The sequence below is a fragment of the Cryptosporangium minutisporangium genome (assembly GCF_039536245.1).
GTDB lineage: Bacteria > Actinomycetota > Actinomycetes > Mycobacteriales > Cryptosporangiaceae > Cryptosporangium > Cryptosporangium minutisporangium.
This window is the reverse complement of the sequence record NZ_BAAAYN010000024.1, coordinates 184,684-199,145: the sequence shown is the minus strand read 5'-3', so window position 1 is coordinate 199,145 and position 14,462 is coordinate 184,684. Positions and strand designations below refer to the sequence as shown.

The following is a 14,462-nucleotide window of genomic DNA, read 5'->3' as shown; positions in this document are numbered from 1 at the left end:
CGCCGGGCGGTCGCGAGCACGATCCCCGAGTAGCCGTGGACGTCGCCCTGTGGGACCTCGTGCACCACGACGTCCCCGTCGGCGACGTCGAAATCCCGCTCGAGTACGGCGCGAACGTCGTCCTCGTCGATGTCCGCACCCGGGAAGAGCTTTCCCGCGACGTGATAGCCGCGGCAGCGGCGCAGCGCCGCGGTGACGAACAGCCCTCCGGGCCGGACCATCGACGTGATGTGGCCCATGAACACCGTCCAGGTGGTCCGGTCCGCGGTCGCCGAATCCGCGCAGTAGGCGCTGACGACCGCGGAGTACCGGCGGTCGATCGGACGCGGATTCCGCGCATCCGCCTGGATCAGCGCGGTGATCTTCGCGCGCGCCAGCTCCTCCCGGGCGGTCACCTGCTCGGACGTCGGTTCCTCGCCGCGTTCGCCGCTCTCGCAGCGCAGTGTGTGACGGACGAACGGGCGCCAGTCGTGAGCGGCGGGATCCCGGTCGATCCAGCGCTGGATCTCACGGAGGTTGGCCGGTAGGTAGTCGGCCAGGTGGATCTCGGAGGCCACGGGAGCGGCCGCGAACACGTGGTGCAGGGTCGGACCGACGCCGAAGAACAGCATCGGCCGGCCCTGCGGTGCCCGGCGCACCGCCTCCACCAGGAAGGCGATCGTGGCGATCTCGTCCGGCTCCACCTGGCGGTAGTAGCCGGCGAGGTACTCGGCAGGCACCCAGTCGGCCTCGAACGACGCGTAGCGGCGTCGCCTGCGGAGAGCCGCCCGGGTCAGACGGCCGAGCCCGTACTCGTACGCGGCGGCGACGAGGTTGGCGCCGCCGAGGAACACCAGCGCCTCCCGTGACCCGACCGAGTCGCTGAGGAGGACGGCGCCGAACGCACCGACGTAGTACGGCACCTCTTTGCCGATCTCGCTGCCCACGTACCCGGCGTCCGCGGCGATCCGCCCGGCCCGCTCGTTCGTCGTCGCACGCCGGACCAGGTCGTGCGCGGCCTTGGACAGGACGTTCGTGCTGGTCCCCGTCGTCGTGAGCAGGGTCCGGTTCGCCGGCAGGCTGGTCCGCAGTCCTTGGATCCACGCGAGGTAGGTGGCGGCGAGGAACGCGAGCGCCCACGCGTGGTCGAGCCCGGCGAGCAGGCCCGAGGCGACCAGCGCGATTCCGGCGGCCGTGGCGACCGCGTCCAGCGCGTAGGTCGAGGCGGCGGTCGCCACGAGGCTGATCACCCAGCGGAGCAGGCCGGCGCGGCGGGGGGTTCCGGCGACCGCCGTCACCGCCCGGCTCCCGCGTCGGGCCGCTCGGCGTCGGATCGCTCGGCGTCGCGCCGCTCGCCGTCGGCCAGGACGCGGCGGAGCAGCTTGCCCGCGGCTGACCTCGGGACCGACTCGGTCAGCCGAACCGCCCGGAGCCGCTTGTACGGTGCCACCCGCGCGGCGACGTACCGGAGGAGTTCCTCGGCGGTCGCCGGTGCCCGCAGCGCCACGTGGGCGACCGGGACCTCGCCGGCGTCGGGGTCGGGGCGGGGCACCACGGCCGCGTCGGCGACCGCCGGATGGGTGAGCAGCAGGTGCTCCAGCTCCGCCGGGGCGACCTGGTAGCCCTTGTACTTGATCAGCTCCTTCAGCCGGTCGACGACGTAGAGGTAGCCGTCCTCGTCGAAGTAGCAGAGGTCTCCGGTGTGCAGCCACCCGTCACCGTCGATCGTGGCCGCCGTGGCGCCGGACCGACCGCGGTAGCCCCGCATGAGCTGCGGACCGCGTACCCAGAGCTCCCCGGTGCGGCCGGCCGGGAGGTCGACACCGCTGTCCGGGTCGACGATGCGCGCCTCGGTGTTGGGCACCAGGCGTCCGACGGACCCCCGCCGCGGTGCGTCGAGCGGACCGACGGTGAGGAGCGCGCTCGCTTCGGTGATGCCGAGTCCCTGGCCGGTCACGCAGCCGAGCCGCTCGGCGCACCGCAGCTCGATGGCCGCGCTGAGCGGTGCCGCACCCACTCCGATCGCCCGCAGCGAGGACAGGTCGTAGTCGGCGACCATCGGATGGGCGGCCAGCGCGAGTGCGATCGGCGGCACCACGACCGTCACCGTCACCCGCTGCTCCTGGATCGCCGCGAGGAAACCGTCGAGGCTGAACCGCCCGAGCGTCACGACCGTGGCGCCGGCCGCCAGACCACACGGGAGGACCAGGCCGAACCCCATCGCGTGGAAGAAGGGTGCGACCGCGAGCACGACGTCGTCCTCGCGGAACTCCAGCACGGCCTGGCTCTGCCGGATGTTCGTGACCATCCCCGCGTGCGTCAGCTCCACCCCTTTCGGCAGACCGGTGGTGCCGCTGGAGTAGGGCAGCGCGGCCAGCTCGCCGCCGACGACGGTGGGCGGTGGCGCGCTCTGGTCGATCAGCGTGTCGAACGACGTCGCACCGGCGGCGTCACCGAAGACCACCACCTCCGCGACGCCGGCCTTCTCCGCGGCGGCGAGCGCCCGGTCCAGGAACGGCGGCGCGGTGACCAGCACGCGCGCCCCGGCGTCGGCCAGCTGCTCGGCCAGCTCGTCCGCGGTGAGCATCGGGTTGGCGCCGGTGACGATCCCACCGGCGGCCATCGCTCCGTAGGCCGCGACGGCGTACTCGGGGAGGTTGGGGCTGTAGAGGGCCAGCACGTCGCCGGTCCCGAAGCCTCGCGCCGCGAGCGCGGCCGCGACCCGCTCGGTACCGGTGGCGAGGCCTCGATAAGTGATCGTCCGGCCGGTCGCGGCGTCGACCAGGGCGGGCTTGTCGCCGAGCCGGGCTGCGTGGCGGAGCACGGTCGCGTGCACGGTGGAGCCGCCGACCTCTACGTCGGGAAGGTCGCTGCGGAACAGGTGGGACAGGGCCATGGAGGGCTCCTTCGTCGGTCGTCGTGGGGCGGACCGTACGAAGGCACCGTTAGCCGACCGTTTCCCGATCGTGTTCCGCGCTAGAGTCGAGCTCCCCGGTGACGGCGGTGGCGACAGTGGACGAAGAGCTCCGCATCCGCGTACTCGGCGGCGTCGAACTGTCGCTGAGCGGACGGCCGCTGGTCGGGCTGGCGTCGGCCAAGGGCACCGCGCTCCTCGTGTATCTCGCGGTGACCGGCCGAGCCCACTCCCGGTCGGCTCTCGCCGGACTGCTCTGGAGCGACCTGCCCGAACAGACCGCCCGGGCCAATCTGCGGCTGGTGCTGACGAAGCTGCGCCGGATCCTGCCGCACCACGTCACCGCCACCCGGACGACCGTGACGCTGGCCGAGGACCGGCCGGTCTGGGTCGACGCGGTGGAGGTCGGCCGGGCGGCTCGCGCCGGGTCGAACGGCGCGGGCGGCACCGACCTGCTGCCGACCGTGCGGCTGTGCCGCGGGGAGCTGCTCGACGGGTTCGCGGTACCCGGCGCCGAGCTGTTCGACGAGTGGCTGGCCGGCCGTCGTGCGGCGGCGAGGGCCGACATGCTGGCGCTGTTGGAGCGGGCAGCGCAACGCGCCCGGGAGCAGGGCGCGACGGAGGCCGGCATCGAGGCCGCCCGCCGGATGGTGGGGCTGGAACCCCTGCGCGAAGAGGCCCACCGGGCGCTGATGTGGTTCCTCGCCACGGCCGGGCAGCGCAGCGCGGCGCTCGCCCAGTACGACACCTGCTGCTACCTGCTCCGGGAGGAGCTCGGCGTCGAACCGTCGGCGCTCACGGCCTCGCTCGCCGCCGACATCGCCGGAGCAGGCGGCTTCACCGACCTGGCGGCCCCAGCCACGTCGACCGCGGGTGACGACCTTCCACGCCCGCTGACTGCTCTGGTGGGTCGGGAGCGGGAGTTGGCGCGCCTGCACTCCATGCTCGACGACGCCGCCTGCCGGCTCGTGACGCTGGTCGGCCCCGGCGGGATCGGGAAGACCCGCCTCGCGGTGGAGGTCGCCGCGTCCCGGCGGAGCCGCGCGAGCGACGACGTGGTGTTCGCGTCGTTCGTCGGGACCGCACCGGCCCGTCCGGGCGACGCCGCCGACCTGGTCGTCGCGCATCTCGCTCGCACGCTCGGGCTGGCGCCGTCCGCGCCGGGAGACCTGCTGGAGCTGATCGCCGAGCAGCTGACCGGTCGGCGACGGCTGCTCGTCCTCGACAACCTGGAGCATCTCCGCGGCGCCGCGGCCGTGTTCTCGGAGTTGCTGCGTCGCGTGCCGGACCTGCAGCTCCTGGTGACGTCCCGGCGGCAGCTGGGCCTCGGAGCGGAGTGGGTGTTCGAGGTGCGCGGGCTGGCCTTCCCGCGGCCGGGGGACGAGCGTGCCGCGTCCGGATACCCGGCCGTGGAGCTGTTCGAAGAACGTGCCCGGCTGGTGCGGCCCGGCAGCCTCGGTGTCGGCGGCTCGGACGGGGTCGCCAGGGTGTGCCGCCTCGTCGACGGGGTGCCGCTCGCCATCGAACTGGCGGCGCGCTGGGTTCGCGGCGCCGACCCGGACGCGATCGCCGACCGGCTCGGCCGGGGACTGGAGCTGCTCTCCACCGAAGCGCCCGACGTCGAGCAGCGGCACCGTAGCCTGCGTGCGGTCATCGACTGGTCCCACCAGCTCCTCACCGACGCCGAGAGCCGGGCGCTGCATCGCCTGTCGGTGTTCCGGGGCGGCTTCGACCTGGACGCCGCCGAGGCCGTCGCCGGAGCCGATCTCCCGATCCTCGGCGGGCTCGTCGAGCAGTCGCTGGTCGTCGTGGCCGAGGACGGCCGGTACGACATGCACGAGCTGCTCCGCCAGTACGCGGGCGAGCGTCTGGCGGCCGAGCCCGAGCAGGAGAGGGCGGTCCGACGCCGCCATGCCGCGCACTTCGCCGCCCGGCTCCCGGAGGTGGGCGCCGACGACGAGAACCTCCACGTGGCCACCGATTGGTTCGTCCGGTGCGGCGATCCCGCGGCCCTGGACAGCCACCTGATGCGGGTCTGGGCGCTGTACCGGAACCAAGGCCGGTTCCGGGAGGTCCAGGCGTTCGTCCGGGCCGCGCTGCGACGCGACGACGTGCCCTCAGCGCTCGTGGCCCGCTGGCAGCGGGTGCTCGGGGAGTGCGCGCAGCAACTCGGCCAGGCGGCCGCCGCGCGGCACCATCTGGAGCGTGCGCTCGCGGCGTCGGGCACTCGGCTGCCGAGTTCGCACGCAGGCTGGGCGAACGCGCTGGCGAGGGCGGTGAGCGACCGGGCGGTGCACCGCCTCCGCCCCGACCGGGTCGCGCGAGACGCGCACACGCGCGAGCTGGCGACCGAGCGCGCTGCCGCGCTGTTCGCGATCTGCGAGGCGTACTGGACGCTCGAGGGGCCGCTCCCGGTCCTCGTCAGCTCGCTCCGGGCTCTGGACGACGCGGAGCGAGCCGGTGACGCCGACCTCGTGGCTCGCGCCGAGGCCGGGGTGGGGATGACCGTGGGCACGGCACGTTTCCGTCGTTCGGGTGGCCGGAGTCTCCGGGCCGCGCGCGCCGCCGCGGAACGCAGCGACGACCCGCTGACCGCCTGCTGGGTCGGCATCCTCGGTGGTCTCTACGGGCTCGGGGTCGGCGACTGGTCCGCGGTCGAGTCGGGCGGTGCCAGGGCTCTGGAACTCCAGCGAGGGGCGCCGCTGCACCGGCTGGCCGATCAGAACGGGCTGATCGTCGCGATCGCTCAGTACCTCCGGGGCCGGTACCCGGAAGCGGTCACTGGAGCCACGAGAGGGCTGACGGCCGGGCGGCAACGGCACGACCCCGGTGTGCAGCTCTGGGCGTTGCTCATCCTGTTGGAGACCAACCTGCGCACCGATCCGGACGCCGCCGCGCTCGCGGCCTGGGGCGCCGAGGCGTCTCGGCTCCTGCCGAAGGCGACCGCGGTGGACGCCGCGCGTCTGCACGTGGCCACCGCCCGGCGGCAGCTGCACTGCGGCGAAACCTCCGCAGCGATACGCGAGCTGCGAATCGCCGACGGTCTGGCCGACGCGCCCTCGCCCAGCGTGCCGTACGCGCTCGAGGCACACGCCGGCATGCTCGACGTCTGTCTGACGCTGATCGACCACGGCGCCCCGGCGGAGCTCAGGGCGATGGCGGCGGCAGCGCACCGTCGGCTCCGGCGCCACGCGCGCACGTTCCCGGTGGCCCGGCCGCGGGCACTGCTCGGTGTCGGTCGGCTCGCGGAGTCGGGCGGCCGGAGCCGGACCGCGAGACGTGCGTGGGTCCGGGCCGCCGCGGAGGCCGAGCGTCTCGGGATGCCGTACGAGGTGGCCGGCGCCCACGACGCTCTCGGCCGTCACCTCGGCGGCGAAGCCCGGTCGGCGCTCGGGCTCACCCGCACCCAGCACCTGAACCGCGCGCTCGCCGACTACGAGGCGATCGGCTGCGCCGCGGACGCGCGCCGCCTGCGCGCGATTTTGGCCGAGGACGCCGGGGCCCGGTGAGCTAGGCTCGGGAGGCCGACACCGCGGGGGCCGCGCCGATGGTCGATGACTTCCTCGCCGACGCGTTGGGCCGACTGGACCAGCGCATTCTCGAGGTCTGCGACGAGGAGGAGCGGCGGGCATCCCGGCTGGCCGGCGGCGGTGGCCGCGGCTGGGCTGCGGTACGCGATCTCGTGCGCCCGCCGGTCAACGACCTCGCGATCCCAGCGGGTGAGCCGGCCGAGCTGGTGCCGGACGGATCGCACGTGCTGCGCCGGATCGGCCGCGAGCTCGCGCTCACCGAACGTCAGCTGGAAGTGATCCTGGTTCTCCTTGCCGCTCATGTGGAGCCGCGGTACCAGTCGGTCTACGCGGTGCTACAGGACGACCTGCGGCAGCCCCGTCCGACCGAACGCGTCGTGCACGCGCTGCTCGGTCGGCATCCGGATCGGTCCCGGGCGCTGGCCGACGCGCTGAGCGCCGGTGGCCGGTTGGTGCGCAGCGGCCTCGTCCGCCGCCTGCCGGGGCTGTTCGCGCCGCTGGCCCGGCCGTTGGATCTGGCGGACGACGTCGTCGCCGCGCTGCTCGGCGCGCCGGAACCGCCGGTCGAGGGCGCGACCGCACAGCACTGGAGCGTCGGTACCGGTGCCCCTGGTGAACCTCGGTGGCAAGTCCTGTTCGGACCGGGCGACCTGGCGGCGGCTGCCCGCGAGCGAACTGACCGACGGGTGGTCGAGATCGGCGTCCCCCCGGCACCGGAGACGGCGGTCGGCGTGGCCACGGCGGCCTGGCGGGTCGGCGTCGCGACCGACGCGTGCCCGCTGCTGGATCTGAGCGCCCTGGAGCAGCCCGCGGTCGACGCCGTCGTCCGGACGGTCGAAGAGCTGGTCAGCGGCGTCGGCGGAGGCGCGTGGCTGCTCAGTCGCGAGGCGATCCCGGTGGCCGCACCGCACGTGGAGGCGGCGTCGCCCACCTGGGCCGGACGCCGCGATGCCTGGACCGCCGAGGCGGCGTTACGCGGCATTGCGCTCGCCGCCCCGGACGCCGCCGAGCTGGCCACCCGCCACCGCCTGGACGCACGGGGCGTCCGGCAGGTGTTCGGCCTCGCCCCACCCACCCCGACGCTCGCCGACCTCGACCGGATCGCCGCCGGCTTCGGGCTGGAGCACGTGCGGCTCAGCCAGCGCACGGTACCGATCCGGGGCTTCGACGACCTCGTCCTGCGGGAGACCACGCGGGAGGCGCTCGACCGGCTGGTCCACTATGCCCGCCATCGCGACCGGATCGCCGAGGAGCTCGACCTGGAGCGGCGGTTCCGGCTGCAGCGTGGACCGGTCGCGCTCTTCTCCGGCCTCTCCGGTACGGGCAAGACGCTGGCCGCCGAGGCGGTGGCGGCCACGCTCGGCCGGCCGCTGCACACCGTCGATCTGGCGCAGTTGGTGAGCAAGTACATCGGCGAGACCGAGAAACACGTCGACGAGGTGATGACGCAGGCCGAGCGCGCCTCGGCGGTGCTGTTCTTCGACGAGGCCGACGCGCTGTTCTCCAACCGGGTCGAGAAGGCCTCGAACGCCGGTGAGCACTTCGCGAACATGCTCGTCGGCTACCTGCTCCAGCGGATCGAGCTGCACGACGGCACGACGATCCTCGCGACGAACCTCCGCGGCGGCATCGACGAGGCGTTCCTGCGCCGGTTCCAGGTCCGGGTCGAGTTCCCGTTCCCGGAGGCCGACGAGCGGGAGCGGATCTGGCGGCTCCTGCTCCCCGATCGGCTGACCCTGGCCGACGACGTCGATCTCGGACGGCTGGCCAAGGCGCACCGGCTGGCCGGCGGGGACATCCGCAACGCCGCGCTGAAGGCCGTGTTCGCCGCCCACCGGCGCGGAGCGCCGCTCTGCCAGGACGACCTGGAGCGGGCGATCGCGGTGGAGCTGCTGGAGCTGGGCCGGCTGTCCCGTCACCCCCGCGGGACCGACGGCCAGCCGGACCGCGGTGAGCTGCTCCGGGCCGTCCTCGACGACCTGCACGACCAACTGGACGCGTGCCTGCGCGGACGATTCCTCAAACAGATTCACCTGGTACACGGCTCGCCCACCGACGAGCGGCTCGCCGGGAAGCGGCCGGCGGTCTCGATCGCACTGTTCCGGCTCGCCGCCCGGCGCGGCGCGGACGGACTGCGGGCCGGCTTCATCGTGTCGGCGTGGTCGCACCTGGCCGAGGAGGAGACCGAGTTGCTCGGCGTCGTGCACGAGGCGCTGGGCGGGATGGCGCTCGCTCCGGTGCACGGCAGGGTGGCGCGGCTGCGGGTGCAGGAGAGCCACGACTTCGACCTACTGCACCGGTTCTGGAGCAGCCACGACCATCCGGTCCGGGCTTCTGTCGTCGTCGACGCCGAGATCGAGTGACGGTCAGCGGTTGGTGGACGCGATAGGCCGACCTGCCCCCGTGAGCCGGAGCTCGTCCGGGCGGAGTTCCCGCATGTGCGCGAGCGCGACGAACACGGGCTCGGGGCCGAGTAGCGCGACGGCATCGGCGTTGATCGCGATGACCGTGCCGTACATCATCGGGAGGAGCCCCCACTTCGTGGTTCCGTATTCGTCACCGCCGACTCTGGCGACGACCGGCTGGTAGCCGGTGGGCACGGTGTACTCGGAGGTGTGCTTGATCCAGCCCGCGTTCCAGGTCAGGAACGGGGAGGTGTCGATGACCATCAGCTGGCGTTCGAGCCGGCTCATCTGCTCGGGATCGAGCGTCGGGTTGGCCAGTGGCACCGAACGCATCGGCGTGAGCAGTTCCCAGGCCCGCGTGAGCTGTTGCTCGGTGGAGGACAGCCGACCGCCGAGGTCCCTCAGCTCGCTGCCGCGTAGGGCCTTGATCTCCTCGGGAGCGAGCGGGGCGGGCTCTGCGCCTGCACCGGTGAGTCGGGCTCTCGGGTAGGCGGCGTCGATCCGGGCGGCGAGCGTGCGGTCCTCGGTGGCGCGGCGACCTGCCAGCTCGGCGTCGAGTTCGGACGGCAGGATGAGGCCGGAGCTCACCCGGCGCTCCTCGATCGCTCGTTCGGCGGCGGCGGCCTCCCGCTCGATCAGCCCGGCGACGGTCGGATCGGTGCCCGTGGTCGCGGCTGCGGAGCGGGCCTGGGCGATCGACGAGCGCAGGGCCATCTCGGTCAGGCGCAGGCGGTGGAACAGGTCCGGGTGCTCGCGGAACGCCTGCTCGCTGCGCTGCCCGAGGCGATAGGAGTCCGACCAGGTCTCAGCCTTGGACATCGTCGGGAGTGCCGCCACGCCCTCGGCGACCCTGGCGTCATACGCGGTGCGGAGCGACTGAAGCCGGGCCACGGCGGCGCGTGGGTCGACGGCGTCGCGTGCCAGTCCCGTATACGCGGCGGTCGTCACGTCGACCGGCTTGCCCGGCCCACCTCCGAGCACGGCCGCCCGGCGTAGTACTGCCGACATCCGGCTCTCGAACTCGGCGAGTTTCTCGGTGTAGGCCGAGTAGGCCGGGGTGCCCGGACGGATCATCGGCACCGGTCGTTGCCCGCCGGGTGGCACTTCGATCCGGTAGCGGGCGTTGTCCAGGATCTGCTGGACCTTGTCCATCGCCTCGAACAGTTCGTCCCACTTCGGAGACGCCGCGTCGAGCTGCCCTTCCAGCGTGGTCAGCCGCTTGCGGAGCTCCGTCCACTGATCCATTGCCGCGATGCGCGTCGCGTCGTAGCCACTGAGGTCGAGCTTGGCGTCCAGCGCCAGGAACCGGGCCTGGACGCCCGGCTGGTCGGGATCGCCGATCGTCGCGGCTCCGCGCGTCCGGGCGAACCGTGCCGCGAGCGCGTCCAGCGTGCGGAGTCCGATGTAGGAGTCGGCGGCCGCCGCGTAGGCGCCCTCGAACAGCCCGATCAGCTGGTGCTCTTTCAAGCGTGCCCGGATGGTGTGCCGGATCTTCGCCTCGGTTGCCGCCGCCTTGAGCTCGGCCGCCCGGTCCGAGCCCAGCTGCGTGAACGAGGCCTCGTCCCGCTCGGCGAGCATCTTGCTTCCGATCGCCATCTCGTACTCGTCGAGGACCGCGCCGATGTCCTGATAGACGTGAGTCACCGCGCCGGGCCCGAACGCCGTGAGGCGTACCAGATCGTCGTCCAGATGGGCCAACGCGAGGAGCGGCTCGCCGGCCAGCGTGACCGCCAGACCGGCGCTCATCGTGACCGCCTTCACCGGGGAGGGCGGCATGACCGCAGCCGCCGACATGATCGACATGCCGGCCTTCATGCAGAGCAAGTTCACGGTGCTGTGCAGTGTGGTCCGGAGGATCCTGAAGTTCTGCTCCTCCTCCGTCCCCTGATCGGACATCCAGGCGGCGCCCACCTCCAGCAGCGCCAACGCGACGAACTCCTTCTGGGCCACCTCCTGGACGCGGAACATCCGGATTCCGATCGAGATCCCCCAGGCGTCGTGCGTCGTGCGGAGGATCGCCTCCGGGATCGTCGCCTCTCCGCTCGCGACGCCACCGGCCGTGGACGCCAGCCCGCCCACGCTGTGGATGACCATGAGCGCGCCGAAACCCTGACCGATCCGGCCGAAGACGCGGTCGATCTTGTCCGGTGCCTTCATCAGGAACTCGGTCTTGACCTGCTCACCCGCGGCGTTCCGGGTGATCGACTCGCGCCGCAGCACGCCCTCGCTCAACCGCTCGAGCACGGCGTCCACCCGATGGAGCTCGCCGTCGAGGACCGTGCGCTCCGGCCCGGTCAACTCGTTCGCGGCTGCCGCCAGCTCGGTCCGGAGCGCGGTCGTGCGGGTCATCAGGTCGAGCCGCTTGTCCGCCGGGACCCGGTCACCGTCGATCGTGGCTCCGGCGTCCTTCAGCTGCTGGTAGATACGCTCCAGGGCGACGCGGCGCGGCTCCGGGAGCCGGGCGATCGCCTCGGTGACGCCGCGTGGGATCGCCGACAGCTCCGCCTCGATCGTCAGCGTGGAGCCGAGGCGGATCGCCGCCCGGAGATGTGTGACAACGTCGCCGGGGAGAGCCGCCTCGATCGCGCCGACCCGCTGCAACTCGGTGTGGATCTGGTCGGCGGTGACGCCCGCCCGGACGGAGGCCCGCTCGGGGTCCGCGAGGAACTCCGCCTTCTTCCCCGCGCTGATTTCGGTGCCGCGGGCCTCGATCAACTCGTTCCCGCGCAGCGTGACAAGCTCGTTGAGGCGCGACTCCAGGTAGGCGATCTCGGCGTTCAGCCCGGCGACGAGGTCCGCTGCCGGGAGCGTGCTGCGCAGGTGCCGGGGACCCATCTCGGCGTCGCTCAACACCGTGCGCTTCGCCTCGTGCAGCATCTGCAGCCGCTCCAGCACCGCCACGGTGCGTGCCTCGCCCGAGTACTGGGTGATCCCGGTGCCCGACGTGCGCACGGTGAGGTCGGAGCTGAGCACGGCCTCGCCGCCCGGCGTCGGGCTGGTGGGCTCGCCCGCGAACACGACCCGCGCGCCCAGGCGGGTGACGAACTCAAGCAGCGCCTGGGCGTTCGGGGCGGTGGGGGTCTTGCCGAACGAGAATTCCGCGTCGCTCTGGATGACGATCGTGAGCTCCCCGTTGCGCAGGAGCAGGCGCCGCAGGAGGAGCTCCATGCCTTTGACATCCTCGCTTCCGCTTTTGCCAGCGGCCAGACCGAAGTGGTGTCCGAAACCGACGAGCACCTTGACGCCGGTCAGCGCGGCATCCAGGCGCGCTGCGCCCGGCGCCGTGTCCTTCAAGAACGCGGAGAAGTCGGCGCCCCGCAGATCGCCCAGGACGATCGCTCGATTGCCGGAGGTCTCGTTGCCGAAGAGGTAGAGGAAGCTCCCGGTGTCGACCAGCTTCCCGGGGCTCTTGCCGGCGGCGATCTTGGCCTGGTAGTCCGACTGGGCGCCGCCCAGCGCGAAGATCTCCACGCTGCGACCGCCGCCGAGCTGAACGCCTGTGGTCGTCACGCTGTCCTTCGGCCCGGTCAGGTCGAGGCCCGGCTCCCACGTCGGCCCCAGCCGGGTGCGCACCGGCTCGGCGCCGGCTCTGGTCCGGAGATCGGTGATGAGGTCCGTGTAGACCTTCGTCTTGAGCCCGGTCCAGCTTCGGGAGACGATGACGCGGTCCGGCGGGATGTTGTGCTCGGCCATCAGCCTGCGGATCACGTTGACGTGGTCGTCGTGGGCATGGCTGGTCAGGATCGCGTCGAGAGTGGAGACTCCGAGCTCGATGGCCATCCGGCGGGCGGCTTCCACGGGGAGGAAGCGCTCGACCTCGGTGCCCGCGTCCATGATGAAGCCCATGCCGACGTTGGTCCGCACGACGATCAGCGCTGCTTTTCCCAGCGCGGGTATCCCCATCCAGCTGGTGGGGGTCTTCGCCCCGATCGGCTGGGGGCCGGTGGGGCCGGTCGGCCGCAGGTTCGGAACCGTGACGTCCGGCACCGGGGCCTGCCGGGGCTTGAGCATCACGCCGTACGAGTCGAGCAAGTACATCCCGCCGCCGCCGATGCCGATGACCACCTCGTCGGGGACCTTCTCCCACTCGGTGTCGAGTCGGTCGACGATCGCCGCGTCGATGGCGGTCGGCCCCGCTGCGGGATCCACCGGCGCGCCGGTGAGCGTCACCAGCCCGCCGGTTTCCTCGGCGAGCATCAGCGCCGGCGGGACGACGGTGCCGAGCAGCGCACTCACCTGGGACTCGACGTAGTGGTTCCAGCGCACCTCGCGGATCGCGGCGTTGGCCGCGATCGGCTGCCGCGCCTCCCACGCCGCCCGCTCGGTGTCCAGCCGGGCTCGTAGGTCGGACTCCAGCCAGCGCCGGTACTCGGCCTCGGCGCCGCGGACCGCGTCGAGCGTTTCGCGGGCGCGGGGATCGGCGTACTGATCCACGGTGGCGCGGATCTGTCCGATCGCGAACCGCTCCGCGACGAACGGCAGGTTGTGGCCGTTCGGTGCGCCCTTCATCAGCACGGCCTCGTCGAAGCGCCGGACCGGGGCGGTCTCGCCGAGCCGCCGGGCGATCTCCGCGCCGACCGGTGCGGCGAGCGCGGGCGTGCTGAGCTGCTGACCCGCGTCGAGCAGGATCCGGCCGGAAGAGGTGTCGACGACCACGACCACGCCGGCGCCGACGGCGTCCGGGGTTGGCTGCGTGGTGAACGCGTACTCGTCGGTGACCGCGCTGACGATGAACGAGCCGTTCAGCGTCCAGGCCGGTGCGCCCTCTGGGAGATCCGGCGGGATCCGGAACGGGTCGCTCGCGGTGGCCATCGCCGCTTCGTCGGGGTTGTCGTAGACGTCGGCCAGCGGGACCGCGTAGACCGTGATCCGCTCCGCGGTGCGCACCGGCCGGTCGAGCTGGACGTACCGGTCCACCCCGGTCGCGGCGGGTCCGACCACCCGGACGTGGGTCGTGACGTTTGCCGGGGGTGCGGCCTCCAGCGCTGGGTCGAGGACGAATGTGCTGACCGGTTCGAACGCCTCCGAGGAGGGCCCGGCGTCCGGTACGTCCTGATGCTGTACCGCGTGGCCGCCGAGCGGCGTGACGGTGAGCGGGCGGCGGCCGGCCGCCATCGCGTCGCTGATCTCGTCGGCCTCGGTCTCCGCGGCGGGACCGGGTAGGCCCGGCGCCGCGTGCGGAGGGCCGTCCAGCTGCTGGAGGACGTGGCCGATCTCGTGACGGAGCAGGCGGTCACCCGCCGCGGTTCCGGGCTGCGGTTCGCCGGGGGCGATCGCGATGTCGGCGCCGACAGTGAGCGCACGTGCACCGACATCCGCCGCGACCGCGGTGTCCCGATGGACGCGAACCTCGCCCAGCTCGCGATCGGTCGTGGCCTCCGCCGCCGCTCGCAGGTGCGTGGGTAGTGTCTCGCCCGCGCCCAACTGGCCGCGGACGGCGTCGGGCTCGGGGGCGTATCGGCTGCCCGCGCTGGGCGGAACCGTGACTGTACGGCCCTGGAAGTTCGTGGCGGCCGCGGCGCGGGGGCCGGTGGTCGTCGCTGGCTCGCGGACGTGGTCGCTCGGCTCCGGCGCCGGCGGATCCGTCGCGGGCACCCGGACGGGTGGCCGGCGAGGGACGCGGGGAGACGGCGC

General features: G+C 73.0%; 4 protein-coding genes and 1 pseudogene. 2 read left to right on the top strand and 3 right to left on the bottom strand.

Features of this window, described 5'->3' with window-relative positions:
• Positions 1-14 precede the first annotated feature (14 nt).
• A pseudogene (gntF, locus tag ABEB28_RS19835) lies at positions 15-833 on the bottom strand (guanitoxin biosynthesis pre-guanitoxin forming N-methyltransferase GntF); the annotation flags it as partial.
• Between the two features lie 440 nt (positions 834-1,273).
• Positions 1,274-2,875, bottom strand: a complete 1,602-nt coding sequence (locus ABEB28_RS19830) for an AMP-binding protein (protein ID WP_345729640.1) — start codon at positions 2,873-2,875, stop codon at positions 1,274-1,276.
• Positions 2,876-2,982: 107 nt separating this feature from the next.
• Between ABEB28_RS19830 and ABEB28_RS19825 the strand changes: the two genes are divergently transcribed.
• Together ABEB28_RS19825 and ABEB28_RS19820 are read left to right on the top strand one after the other, a co-directional pair.
• Complete coding sequence (locus ABEB28_RS19825; RefSeq protein WP_345729639.1) at positions 2,983-6,402, top strand: ATP-binding protein; 3,420 nt, start codon at positions 2,983-2,985, stop codon at positions 6,400-6,402.
• 38 nt (positions 6,403-6,440) lie between these two features.
• Positions 6,441-8,786, top strand: a complete 2,346-nt coding sequence (locus tag ABEB28_RS19820) for an AAA family ATPase (RefSeq protein WP_345729638.1) — start codon at positions 6,441-6,443, stop codon at positions 8,784-8,786.
• Positions 8,787-8,789: 3 nt separating this feature from the next.
• Here the strand turns inward: ABEB28_RS19820 and ABEB28_RS19815 are convergent, their stop codons facing one another.
• Complete coding sequence (locus tag ABEB28_RS19815; RefSeq protein ID WP_345729637.1) at positions 8,790-14,423, bottom strand: eCIS core domain-containing protein; 5,634 nt, start codon at positions 14,421-14,423, stop codon at positions 8,790-8,792.
• Between the last annotated feature and the right edge of the window lie 39 nt (positions 14,424-14,462).